The organism is Pseudomonas fluorescens (genome assembly GCF_001648775.1).
GTDB classification, from domain to species: domain Bacteria; phylum Pseudomonadota; class Gammaproteobacteria; order Pseudomonadales; family Pseudomonadaceae; genus Aquipseudomonas; species Aquipseudomonas fluorescens_M.
Genome location: NZ_LVEJ01000028.1, coordinates 169483 through 182166, shown reverse-complemented (window position 1 = coordinate 182166; position 12684 = coordinate 169483). Strand labels below are relative to the sequence as shown.

Annotated in this window: 11 protein-coding genes; 8 read left to right on the top strand and 3 right to left on the bottom strand. The window is 52.7% G+C overall.

The window, feature by feature from the left end; all coding sequences use genetic code 11:
* Positions 1–11 precede the first annotated feature (11 nt).
* The 8 genes from A8O26_RS24680 to A8O26_RS24645 all read left to right on the top strand — a co-directional run bounded on the left by A8O26_RS24680 (position 12) and on the right by A8O26_RS24645 (position 9250).
* Positions 12–251, top strand: coding sequence for a LapA family protein (locus A8O26_RS24680; protein ID WP_064120309.1), 240 nt, complete (start codon positions 12–14; stop codon positions 249–251).
* 225 nt (positions 252–476) lie between these two features.
* Positions 477–1553, top strand: coding sequence for a dTDP-glucose 4,6-dehydratase (rfbB, locus tag A8O26_RS24675; RefSeq protein WP_064120308.1), 1077 nt, complete (start codon positions 477–479; stop codon positions 1551–1553).
* Complete coding sequence (rfbD, locus tag A8O26_RS24670; RefSeq protein WP_064120307.1) at positions 1550–2443, top strand: dTDP-4-dehydrorhamnose reductase; 894 nt, start codon at positions 1550–1552, stop codon at positions 2441–2443. The genes rfbB and rfbD overlap by 4 nt, the downstream gene beginning before the upstream one ends.
* Positions 2440–3330, top strand: coding sequence for a glucose-1-phosphate thymidylyltransferase RfbA (gene rfbA / locus A8O26_RS24665; protein ID WP_064120306.1), 891 nt, complete (start codon positions 2440–2442; stop codon positions 3328–3330). Before rfbD ends, rfbA begins: the two co-directional genes overlap by 4 nt.
* A 258-nt stretch (positions 3331–3588) precedes the next feature.
* Positions 3589–5031: a mannose-1-phosphate guanylyltransferase/mannose-6-phosphate isomerase gene (locus A8O26_RS24660; RefSeq protein ID WP_064120305.1), complete on the top strand. Its 1443-nt coding sequence runs from the start codon at positions 3589–3591 to the stop codon at positions 5029–5031.
* 154 nt (positions 5032–5185) lie between these two features.
* Positions 5186–6550 (top strand): phosphomannomutase/phosphoglucomutase, encoded by a 1365-nt coding sequence (locus A8O26_RS24655; protein ID WP_064120304.1) that lies wholly within the window; start codon positions 5186–5188, stop codon positions 6548–6550.
* A 100-nt stretch (positions 6551–6650) separates the two neighbouring features.
* The gene (locus A8O26_RS24650) at positions 6651–7874 is read left to right on the top strand and encodes a hypothetical protein (protein ID WP_155740687.1); all 1224 of its coding nucleotides are present in this window, start codon (positions 6651–6653) and stop codon (positions 7872–7874) included.
* The gene (locus A8O26_RS24645; RefSeq protein WP_064120302.1) at positions 7871–9250 is read left to right on the top strand and encodes a glycosyltransferase family 4 protein; all 1380 of its coding nucleotides are present in this window, start codon (positions 7871–7873) and stop codon (positions 9248–9250) included. Before A8O26_RS24650 ends, A8O26_RS24645 begins: the two co-directional genes overlap by 4 nt.
* A 64-nt stretch (positions 9251–9314) precedes the next feature.
* Here the strand turns inward: A8O26_RS24645 and A8O26_RS24640 are convergent, their stop codons facing one another.
* Genes A8O26_RS24640 through A8O26_RS24630 form a run of 3 tightly spaced genes read right to left on the bottom strand, consistent with a single transcriptional unit; the run spans position 9315 to position 12684 of the window.
* Positions 9315–10622, bottom strand: coding sequence for a glycosyltransferase (locus A8O26_RS24640; RefSeq protein WP_064120301.1), 1308 nt, complete (start codon positions 10620–10622; stop codon positions 9315–9317).
* A complete protein-coding gene (locus A8O26_RS24635) occupies positions 10619–11653 on the bottom strand; it encodes a glycosyltransferase family 4 protein (RefSeq protein WP_064120300.1) in 1035 nt (344 codons plus the stop codon). The genes A8O26_RS24640 and A8O26_RS24635 overlap by 4 nt, the downstream gene beginning before the upstream one ends.
* Complete coding sequence (locus A8O26_RS24630) at positions 11650–12684, bottom strand: glycosyltransferase family 4 protein (RefSeq protein WP_064120299.1); 1035 nt, start codon at positions 12682–12684, stop codon at positions 11650–11652. The genes A8O26_RS24635 and A8O26_RS24630 overlap by 4 nt, the downstream gene beginning before the upstream one ends.

Here is a 12684-nt window from a genome sequence, read left to right as displayed (position 1 = left end):
AGGAGTTACTCATGCGTAACCTCAAGCGCATACTTCTTGGCGTATTTCTCTTACTACTGGTATTGGTCATTCTGGCGTTCGTGCTGGAAAACCAGCAATCGGTTTCGCTGATGTTTCTCGGTTGGTCTGGTCCGCAACTCCCGGCATCTCTTGTAATAGTTTTGGCATTGCTAATCGGGATGTTGATTGGGCCAATACTTGGCTGGATTTTGGGCCGTTCGTCCCGCGCTGCGCGCAAGCATCTCGTCTGAAAGCGATAGTTGCGGGCGTCTGTCGAAATTGCGTTCACCCGGTCCATATCCATTCGTAAAACGTTCATTAAGCTGTAAAATGCCGCCCTTATTCGATTGCGGCATGTTTGCGCGTCGTCAATGACTGACTCCAGTAGAAGCCTTTCGCTTTAAAGGTTTTTGCAATCATGGATTAGACAGCGCCCGGTCCGCGGTGCTGTCAGCAACTCAAGGGTATGGTTTCGCGTGAAAATTCTAGTGACCGGCGGCGCCGGGTTTATTGGCTCGGCAGTTATCCGTCATATCATTTCCAATACATCCGACTCCGTAGTGAACGTCGACAAGCTGACGTATGCCGGTAATCTTGAATCATTGGCGCAAGTCAGTCAGGACGAGCGCTATGTGTTCGAGCGCGTGGATATTTGTGATCGCCAGCAGATAGAGCGTGTGCTGCAAGCGCACCAACCGGATGCAATCATGCACCTGGCGGCAGAGTCGCATGTCGATCGTTCGATTTCCGGTCCGTCCGAGTTCATCCAGACCAATATCATTGGCACCTACACCTTGCTTGAAGCTGCGCGGCACTACTGGCTGGCCCTGGACGATGCGCGCAAGGCGGCGTTCCGTTTTCACCATATTTCGACGGACGAAGTGTACGGCGACCTTGAAGGGCCGGACGAGCTTTTCACCGAAGAAACGCCGTATCAGCCGAGTTCTCCGTATTCGGCCAGTAAAGCCAGTTCCGATCATCTTGTTCGCGCCTGGGCCAGAACCTATGGCCTGCCGACGCTGGTGACCAACTGCTCGAACAACTATGGCCCGTGCCATTTTCCCGAAAAGCTGATTCCGCTGATCATCCTCAATGCACTGGAGGGCAAGCCTCTGCCGGTGTATGGCAAAGGTGATCAGGTGCGTGACTGGCTTTACGTCGAAGATCATGCCCGCGCGCTATACAAAGTCGTGACCGAGGGCGTGATCGGTGAGACTTACAACATCGGCGGTCATAACGAAAAGCAGAACATTGAAGTGGTGCAGACGCTGTGTGCCCTGCTTGACGAATTGCGCCCTGATTCGGCTCATCGCCCGCACGCCAATCTGATCACCTATGTTCAGGACCGTCCTGGCCATGACCAGCGCTACGCAATCGATGCCAGCAAGATCCAGCGTGAGCTGGGCTGGACGCCACAGGAAACTTTCGAGACCGGGATCCGCAAAACGGTTGAGTGGTATCTGAATAATGCTGAATGGGTCGCGCATGTGAAGAGCGGCAGCTACCAGCAGTGGATCGACCAGAACTATGCGGATCGTTCGAGCAAGTCATGAAGATTTTGCTGTTGGGCAAGAACGGGCAGGTGGGGTGGGAATTGCAGCGCTCGCTTGCTCCGCTGGGGCAATTGATCGCCCTCGACCGGCACCCTGCAGAAGGGCTTTGCGCAGATCTTGCCGACCTCGACGGGCTGCGCGCGACAATTCGCAAGATTCGTCCCGATATCATCGTCAATGCGGCGGCTTACACCGCCGTTGACAAAGCCGAAGCGGAGCCGCTACTGGCTGAATGCGTGAACGCCGCTGCCAGTCAGGTCATGGGCGAAGAGGCTGCGACGCTGGGCGCATGGCTGATTCACTATTCGACCGACTATGTATTTAACGGCCAAGGGGCGACGCCTTGGGTGGAAACCGACGCGGTTGATCCGCTGAATCAATACGGCGTCAGCAAGGTAGCCGGTGAAAACGCCATTATTGCCTCTGGCTGCAAACATCTGATATTTCGCACCAGTTGGGTTTATGGCGCGCGAGGCGGTAACTTTGCCAAGACCATGATGCGCTTGGCCAAGGAGCGCGAGACGCTGAACGTTATTGTCGATCAGATCGGTTCGCCAACGGGGGCTGACCTGATCGCCGATGTCACGGCGTTGGCCATTCAGCGCGCCATCCTGGATCCGCACTTGTCTGGCGTGTATCACCTGGTCGCTGGTGGTGAAGTGTCCTGGCATGGCTATGCCTCGTTTGTAATTGATTTTGCCCGAACTCATGGCGAAGAGTTCGCAGTGAGTTCGATCAATGCCATTCCCACCAGTGCCTATCCAACGCCAGCATGCCGTCCATTGAATTCTCGTTTGAATACACGGAAGTTGTGTGACGCCTTTTCTTTATACTTGCCGGATTGGCAAAGTGGTGTAACCCGAATGCTCAGGGAAATTCTGAATAAATGATCAAGACTAACCGTAAAGGCATCATTCTGGCTGGCGGCTCGGGGACGCGGTTGCACCCGGTCACGCTGGGGGTGTCCAAACAACTTCTGCCAATCTACGACAAACCGATGATTTTTTATCCGTTGTCGGTTCTTATGCTGGCAGGAATGCGTGAAATTCTGATCATTTCCACTCCTGAAGACTTACCCAATTTTCGCAAGTTGCTGGGTGACGGCAGCCTGTATGGTATCGAGTTGAGTTATGCCGAGCAGCCAAGTCCGGACGGGCTCGCGCAGGCGTTCATCATTGGCGAAGAGTTCATCGGCGAAGACCCTTGCTGCCTGATCCTCGGGGACAATATTTTCTATGGACAATACTTCACCGAGAATCTGCGCTCTGCCAGCGCGCAACCTTCGGGCGCAACCGTGTTCGGTTATCACGTTTCCGATCCGGAGCGTTTCGGGGTGGTGGAGTTCGACGCCAATGGCAACGCGCTGAGCATTGAAGAGAAGCCGCAAAAGCCGAAGTCCAATTACGCGGTAACGGGGCTGTATTTCTACGATAATCAGGTCGTGGAGATCGCCAAGAACATCAAGCCTTCAGAGCGCGGCGAGTTGGAAATCACCGACATCAACCGTGCCTATCTGGAGCAAAAGACCCTCACCGTCGAAATGCTCGGGCGTGGTTTTGCCTGGCTGGATACCGGTACGCACGATTCGCTGCTTGAGGCCGGACACTTTGTGCATACCATTGAGCATCGTCAGGGGCTGAAAGTCGCCTGCCTGGAAGAGATTGCATATCACAACGGCTGGATTACGGCAGAACAGGTCGAAGCTCAGGCTCAGCGCCTGAAAAAAACCGGTTATGGGCAATATCTGCAGAAGTTGCTGGATCATCCCGCACGTTGATGATGAATGGTCCCTCGCGATCCATCCATTGCTTGTAATTGTCGAGTTATTAATGATGGCTGCCGCTGTAGAATGGTCAACAGGATTGAGCAATGTATTCGGCCTTTGCAGGGCATAAGCGTCATGGGTCCGCTTGCCGTGAAGCGAGCAGGCGGGGCAAGGATTTTGCACTGGTTACGGTGCAGAAACGACTAGAAACATAACTGAGCCTGCTTTCCTGAAGATGACCCACAGGAAAGGGGATTAAGGACTTAGAGCATGGAACTGATTCCCGTAATTTTGTCTGGCGGAGTGGGTAGCCGTTTGTGGCCCGTTTCCCGTGAAGCCCATCCGAAGCCTTTCATGGATTTGCCTGGTGGCCAGAATCTGATCCAGAAGACATTTCTGCGTGCTTCCCGTCTGGAAGGTGTCGTAGAAGTCCTTACGGTGACCAATCGTGAGTTGCTGTTCAAGACCGAAGACGAGTACGGAGTAGTCAACACTGCAAAGCATGCACAAGGCTTTATCCTTGAACCGTTCGGCCGTAACACGGCAGCAGCGGTAGCGGCAGCGGCGCTGCAGTTGGAGGCTACCCATGGCCCTGACGCCCATATGCTGGTGTTGGCAGCCGATCACTTGATCAAGGATGAAAAAGCGTTTGCCACGGCTGTGGCTAACGCCGTTGCTCTCGCCAGCGAGGGCTGGCTGGTCACCTTCGGGATTCAGCCAACCTATCCTGAAACCGGCTTTGGCTACATCGAAGCGCAAAAGGATGCACCGCTCAAAGGTGGCTTGAAAGTTGCGCGTTTTGTCGAGAAGCCAGATCTGGAAACTGCCCAGGCCTACGTCAGTGCCGGCAACTATTTCTGGAACTCGGGCATGTTCTGCTTTCGAGTGGGCACCGTTCTGGAAGAACTTCGCCAGCATGCGCCCGATGTCGTGGACGCCGTAGCCAAAACCATTGAAGCGTCTCGCCTGACCTCGTCCAGCAAGTATCGTTGCCTGGCGCTGGACAGCGAAAGTTTTGCTCAGGTGCCGGATATCTCCATCGACTATGCCCTCATGGAGCGTTCGCAGAAGGTGGCGACCATTCCTTGCGACATCGGCTGGAGTGATATCGGCTCCTGGAACGCAGTGAGCGAATTGACTGCACCGGACGAGAATGGCAACCGCTTCGAAGGTGAAGTGCTGTCCCATGGCTCGCGCAACAACTACGTGAACAGTGAAGGGCGCTTGACTGCGCTGGTCGGTGTTGAAGACTTGCTGGTCATCGACACGCCTGACGCGGTAATGATTGCTCATAAAGACCACGCTCAAGACGTGAAGCATATCGTCAACCAGCTCAAGGCTTGCAGCCATACGGTGCACTTGCTGCATCGCACGGTCCATCGTCCATGGGGTACCTATACCACTCTGGAAAATGGCGAGCGCTTCAAGATCAAGCGCATTGTTGTAAAACCGAAGGCGTCGCTGTCATTGCAGATGCATCACCACCGCAGTGAGCACTGGATCGTTGTTAGTGGGATGGCAGTCGTGGTCAACGACCAGCAGGAATTGATGCTTAATACCAATGAGTCGACGTTCATTCGTGCCGGCCATCAGCATCGCCTGATGAACCCGGGCGTGATTGACCTGGTCCTTATTGAAGTGCAAAGCGGCGATTATCTGGGTGAAGACGATATCGTCCGTTTTGAGGATAACTACGGCCGCGTCGACAAGTAAAAAGCGGGCTGGAAGTCATAAGCCTGATCGGTGATTGTTCATCCGGTCAGGCTTATTTGCATGTGTTCACCCGTGACTTCAATCCATATCGATGACGCACGGCCATGGCTCTCCCTTCCATGTGCCGTCTTAGATTCCAAGGCAAGAGATCAAAATGCATACCCCTATCAAAACCCGATGCTTCAAGGCTTATGACATCCGGGGCGAAGTGCCGTCCGACCTCAACGAAGACGTTGCCTATCGGATTGGCCGTGCAATGGTTGTCGAGTTGCGAGGCAAAAGCATCGTGTTGGGCCGGGATATGCGACTGGAAAGCCCGATGCTAGCTGATGCGATGACCCGCGGCCTGAGAGAGGCTGGCGCGGATGTCATCGATATCGGATTGTGCGGAACTGAAGAAGTCTATTTCGCCACCAGTGCTTTCAATGCCGACGGTGGAGTCATGATCACTGCCAGCCACAACCCCAAGGGCTACAACGGGATGAAGCTGGTCAAGTCGCAGTCACGCCCGATCAGTGGCGACACCGGTCTCAATGCGATTCGTGATCGAGTCGAAAGCGGTGATCTCGGAGCGCTGGCCGACGAGGCGGGAGAAGTCCGCCATGAGCTGGATAAAAGTCAGTACATCAAGCACTTGCTCACTTACATCGACGTTGCGGACCTCAAGCCGCTGAAAGTGTTGGCAGACCCTGGCAACGGCGCCGCTGGTCCGGTCCTGCAGGCCTTGATCGACAAGCTGCCCTTTGAGTGGGTACTGATCAATGCCGAGCCGGACGGCAACTTCCCCAATGGCGTCCCTAATCCGCTGTTGCCGGAAAATCGTGAGCTGACCCGGCAGGCTCTGCTCGCCAACAGTTGTGATGTCGGGCTGGCATGGGACGGCGACTTCGACCGTTGCTTCTTTTTCGACGAAACCGGCCGCTTTATCGAAGGCTATTATCTGGTCGGCCTGTTGGCGGAAATGCTGCTCAAGCAACATCCTGCAAGCAAGATCATTCATGACCCGCGTCTGACCTGGAATACCATAGATCAGGTAGAACAGGCGGGCGGTGTGCCTGTGCTGTGCAAGACAGGTCATGCCTTCATCAAGGAGCGCATGCGCCTCGAAGACGCCATTTATGGCGGCGAGATGAGCGCTCACCACTACTTCCGTGATTTTGCCTATTGCGATAGCGGCATGATTCCATGGTTGTTGGTCACAGCGCTGATGTCCACAACGGGCAAAACTTTGGCGCAACTGGTGGATGAGCGTATCGCTGCTTATCCGTGCACCGGCGAGATCAACTATCGGGTAGAGGATGTGCCGGCGATGCTGCACAAAGTGCTGGAGCACTTCCTGCCGCTCAACCCTGAGCTAGATAGAACGGATGGCATCAGTGTTTCCTTCGCCGATTGGCGCTTCAACCTGCGCGGCTCCAATACCGAGCCACTGTTGCGGCTCAATGTCGAGGCCAGAGGCGATCAGGATTTGATGTGGGCGCGTCTGAAAGAGATCGAATTGTTGATCAAGGGCGCTTGAGTCACTGGTTCTTTGGTATCCAACGGCGCCTGTGCTTCGGTGAGCGAAACATTGCGGTGCGGTCGTGGGTTGTGAAATATCAATTCAATAGGTTCATATTTTGAAAACGGTTTTATTGTTAAGTACCTATCCGATCGCCAGTCCCCGACACGGTGGACAGGTCCGGGTTGCCAACATCGCGAAAACCTTTGGCGAAAATGGCTGGAGCGTTACCCACCTGGCCGTTTACGAGCCAGAGGGCTATCCGCCGTCGACGCTGGGCTCCAATGATGTCAGCTTTCCCGCTGGCAGCACTTTCAGGAAGTACAAGGGCACGTATGTGCCGTTGATCAACGATTTGCTGTCGGGTGAATTCGCCGCTTCGGAACAGGGCGGGTTTGCCGAAATCCTCAAGAAACTACCTCCCTTTATCGACGTGATCCATGTCGAGCAACCCTGGTTGTGGCCGTTGGTTCTGAAGATCAAGCAACTGCCGCAATATGCCAATGCTTGTCTGATTTACGGCTCGCAAAACATTGAGGCTCCGCTAAAGCAGGAAATCCTCGACAGTTACGCGATCAAAGGAACTGAGTCAGTCATTGCTGATATTGAGGCACTTGAGCGCAAGGCGACTCTGGAAGCCGATATTGCCGTGGCCGTAACCCAGGCTGATTACGACATCCTCAAGGCTTGGGGGGCGAAGAAACCGCTGCTCGCTTCCAACGGTATCGCGCCGTGGTCGGCCAAGCCGGAGCTGCTGAAGAGCTGGAAAGAACGTCTGCCGCCGTCGCCCTGGATTCTCTATGTCGCCAGCGCTCATCCACCTAATTTCAAGGGCTTCAATGAATGCCTCGGAAGTTCTCTGGCCTGCATTCCCCCGGACAGCAAACTGGTGGTAGTTGGGAGTGTGTGTGAGCACTTGGAATCGACCCTTCGCGACAGTCGCTGGGGGCAGTTGAACCTGTCGCGTCTGCAGTTGCTGTATATGCTGCCGGACGAAGACCTGGATGCCGTGAAAACGCTGGCGCATGCGTTTCTGTTGCCTATTCCCCATGGCGGCGGTTCCAACATCAAAACCGCCGAAGCCATCTACTCGGGCAAGTACGTGATCGGTACCGAATCGGCTTTCCGGGGTTTCGAACAGCACTTGGGCCTGCCGGAGATCAGTGTGGCGCGTACGCCGCAAGAGTTTCACGCGGCGATTCGCATGCGTCTGACCGGGTCGGCAACGATTGACGACAACGGGCCGGACAAAGCGTCTCGCGAGCCGCTGACCTGGGCCCGAAGCCTGGAATCGATCCCGCGTGCAGCGGCAGAAGTCATTGAAAAGAAGGCGCAAGCATGATCACCTGGTTTGATGTAACGACCATCCTTGGCTGGCGCCGGCCAGCGGTAGGCATTATTCGTACTGAGGCGGAGGCTGCCGCTCACGCGCTTGAATTGATCGCTGCGGGCGAAGAGGTGAAGTTCTGCTTCTATAACTCTGCGACGGGTTACAGCGCGATCGACGCTGCAGAAGTGGCTGCGACCCTCAAGCGAATTTCCGGCTCACACCAGACTATGCCAGGCAGTGTAGCCGCAGTCAGCTCGAACAAAAGTTCGATCGAGGCTCGGTTGAAGGAAAAGGCGATCAAGGTTCTGAATCGCCTTCCGCCTAAATTGAGCGGGCGCATTTATCAGTTTTTTCAATTGCGCCGCACTTCCATCGTTGAGGCAGTGATTGGTGTTCGACACTTGAGGTCGGCGACCAGAGCATTTTTCAAGCCAGCCAATCGTAGTCATGTATTTACTCCATCGCCCGCGAAGGCGCAGGCCGCCAGTCATCCCTTTGCCGAAGGCGACAGTTACATTTCGGTAGGGTTGGATTGGGAAAACAAAGATCTTCCGTATCTTTATCGGCTGAAGAAGGAAGTCGGTCTGCGCGTCGTTTTGTGTTGTTACGACGTCATCCCGGTTCGCCTGCCGCACCTCTGCGTTGGCGATGTGGCTGCTCGATTTGCCAACTACTTTACCGATGTTGCCTGGTGCGCTGACAAGATACTTTGTATCTCCGAGTGTACTCAGAGAGACCTCCTGGCTCTGTTGAGCGAGCTAGGGGCGCCTACTCCTGAAACAATAGTGGTTAAACTAGGCTGTCAAGTCTCTCATACGTTGGATGCTAATATAAGCGCTGAGGTTAAAGCTATATTGGAAGACAAGTTTATCTTGTTTGTTTCAACCATTGAACGCAGAAAGAATCATGAAGTAATGTATCGCGCCTATACACGTTTAGTGGACAAGGGGGTGACTCGTCTCCCTAAGTTGGTGTTCGTCGGTATGCCGGGGTGGGGTGTGAATGAGTTTTTAACTGATATCGGACTCGACCCAAGAACTAAAGAATACATCCGAGTGCTGAACAATGTGTCTGACTCCGACTTGATGCGTTTGTATCAGAGTTGCACGATGACCGCTTTTCCGTCGTTGTATGAAGGGTGGGGGCTTCCAGTGGCTGAAAGTCTTGCCGCCGGTAAATACTGCCTAGCTTCTAGCGCTGCATCGGTTCCGGAGGTGGGGGGTGATTTGTTGGACTACCTAGACCCTTGGAATATTTCGGAGTGGGTGGATGCGTTGGAGAAATATCTGTTTGTACCGGGCGAGTTGGCGTTAAAAGAAGCTGACATAAAACATCGCTACAAACCTATCAGTTGGAAAGAAACGGCTGGTAAAATATTAAAAGGTTGATGGCTGTTTTTAGTGAGTCGACGGCTTTAAATGCCCGTCGACTCACTAACATTAGAGCAATAAATTAATGCGGATAGCTTTCGTTGAAAATGGCCAGTGGGGCAAGTGACTCACTGTTTTGTATTATGCTGGTGTCGGTGCCCCAGCCGTGAAGTATGCCTGCGTAATACGATGCCGCGTTCAGCGAGGGAATGTTTCTGATGCAAGTAGAACTGATATCGAATAACTGAGTGGCATAGTTTTCAGCCGTGAATGTCAAACTTGCCCATTTTTGCGCTTCCTGACCTCTTTTCTTCAATAGGTCAGGATTGGCATGGAGAGACAGTAGCGTTGCTCTAAGCTCTTCGATCTCATGCTCATGGTTTATTTTTAGAACGTATTGCTCGGGAAGCTCGCTGTAAAAGCCCGTATTGGTGACAATTGTGGTTTTTCCATAAAGCATTGCTTCGATTGCTGAAGCAGATGCTGCCTCCAGGCTAGGCCAGCGCAGGCAGCTAATTACATCTGCGTCGATAATAGCGAGTGCGAGGGTGTCGCCGTCAACCTCTCCCGAAATCTCAACATCTACGCCTTGGCTTTGCGCGAGTTCGAGGATTTTAGTTTTCACTTCAGGTTGAATGGCACCTACCAATCGATAAGACACTGCCTCTCGAAGCGTTGGGTTGCCGCCAATAGCCTTGATGCAGCTTTCAACTCTCTTATTGGGGTTCACATGTCCAATTGTCAGTAGTTTGAGCTTGGTCGTTGGCAAGTGCTTTTGCTGTGTTCCTGCAAGTGAAAGGCCGGGGGAGTCATAGGCCAACGGGACTACACGCACGGGGCCGGGGCAAGAGCTCAAGACTCTATCGCAACCCCAGTTGCTATGAGTCACCACACCGTTTGCCATTGAACAAATCCACTCCGTCATGGGGGACTGATCTTTGGTAAATGCTATGAATTCTTCATGACCACTAATGCTGTAAAAGCGCTCCGCAGTCTCTGTCGAATAATAAGTCTTAAGAACTTTTTTAGCCTGCTCAGCATTATGTTGAGACCAGTCCCAAAAAAGATGGCCCAAGAAAAAATCATGAAGGCAAACTATCCCGCCAAAGCGTGCCAGCCAATCAATATTGCCTTGGTGAAATTCATAGTTGTCTCCAATCTGATGAATACAAATATCAGAGCGCTCGATGGTGGCCTCGACATCGGCCGTGTCTCTCCAGGAAATAACATCGCATCCGAAATCATGTGTTTCGGAATTTAGATGGTCGGTCATTTCCGTGCGGACAACGACTACTTCATGGTTTTGAGATCTGAGAGCATGCGTCACTAGACTAGTCATTCGGCCAATGGCCGAGGTTTTAGTGGCCGGAGTGAAGATTAGAAACTTCATTTCAGAAGCGCCTCGATGGTTTCATTCCAGTTGATACCCAGGCTATTCCATAGTGCGTTTGCGGCAGCCCCGTATTCGATAGTTGTGGATCTGTTTGCGACTACGGCGCTCATGGTGGCCGCCAGGCTTTCAATGCTAGGTTCTGCCACCCAGCCGGTCACACGGTCCTTAACCAATGCTAATACTCCGCCGCTGTCTGTGGTGGTGATCAGCGCCTTGGAGGCGGTGGCGGCTTCCATGGTTACATAACCCATCTCTTCATCGAATGGTATATAGGCGACAGCCATTGCCCCATTTACGTAGTCAGCATAGGTAGAGCGTGGCAGAAAGCGCAGATCCAGTCGAACTCTGTCCGTTACACCCAGTGTTTGGGCCATTTTAACCAGTTTCTCGGCATCCGCTGGAGAGTCCGGAGGCCCGGCGATAATCAACTTGACGCGCTTATCGGTCTTAACCAAAGCCTGCAGGAGCAGGTGCTGGCGTTTCATGTTGTTGACTCTACCGCCAGCAAAAATATAGTCCCCGTGGGTGCCATTGATAAATGCTTCTGGGTCATTGACGGGGGGCACCAATACGGTGGAGTCAAACCCGTTGTTTTTCAAAAGGCGTTGGCGAGTATTTTCCGAGATGCTGTAGATATTCCGACTATTAGAAAAGCACTCGTTATCTGCATTCAGAATCGTGGAGCGAATATCTTCTCCACTTTTGCCGGGCGGTAGATTGGTTTGACCTACATCGAATAAATCGTAAGCTTGGCGATACTGGTGAACTAGCCACAATGTTTTTCTTTGATGCTGAATCAAGTAGGCTGGAAACTTAAGCGCGATTACATGATCCACGTTCATCAGTTCGAATGCGCGCGCCATCAACATCTGTGAGGGGATTTTTGTCGAGGGTTCCCATTGAAATGGAATGCGCAAGATCTCTGATTCGTGTCCCGCAAGAATAAGATTCTTTCGTAAATTAGCGGCGAGTTCCTCAGCACCACCCCATAAGAAAGGCGCCATGTTGTTGACAACCAATACTTTCATGCTAGGAGTCGCTCCAGGACGTGTTTCCAGGAAATGTTCAAGTCAACCAAACGTTGTTTTGCGTTGACGCCCATGGCTGCGGTGTTGGAGCGATTCAAATAAAGGCTGTCCATTGCCGCTGCAAGGGACTCTGGCGTGGGCTCAGCTATAAGCCCGTTGAAGCCATCCTGTACAAGTTCTAGAACGCCGCCCGAGTCCGTTGTAGTCAGGATCGCCTTGGAGGAGTGGCTGGCTTCCAGGCTAGGATAGCCATAGGAGTCCTCATCCACCGGTAGATAGGCAGCCGCTAGGCATTCTGCGAATTGCTCAACTTTTTCTTCTTCGGTAATCCAGCGATTGTCCAGAAAAACCCGGTCGGTAAGATCAGCTGCGTTAATTATTTCTTCAATCGATTTGGGATAGTCTGCCCCGGCACTTGAGCCTAAAAGCCTTAATCGAACTGGTGTCTTGGTAAGCGCCATAGCCTCTACCAGCAAATGTTGGCGTTTATGGTGTTCCAGTCTGCATATATACACAATTTCATCATTTTGACCTGAGCAATGGTAACGCTCAGGTTGAAAAACTGGCGGGTACAAAACTTCGCTTTTAACGCCGTTGTAACGTTCGAGTCTCGTCGACACAACTTTCGAATTTGTAAACACCGCTTTTGCTTCACGCAGTGCTTGATCATCAACTGAAAACAGAGCGTCGCGAAAACCGCGGAACTTTTCGTCGTCAGGGTATGGGCGGTATTCAGACTCCCATAGATCATAAAAAATGCGCACGTGGTGTATAAACCACAAAATTTTATGTCGGTGCGGAATTAAGTGAGATTGCGGGCGAAAGCAAATGATACGGTCGGCGGATTCAAGATCTACCCAGCGCAATGCCATCATCTGCTGAAACAAAGTGTCGGGATTGTCTATCTCTGGTAGATAGACAATTTCAACTTGGTGGCCTGCTTCCTGTAAGGTGGTCGCAAGCCAGTCCACGATGTTACGGCCTCCGCCGAATACGAATGGCACCATTGTAGAACAAAGCGCAATCTTCAT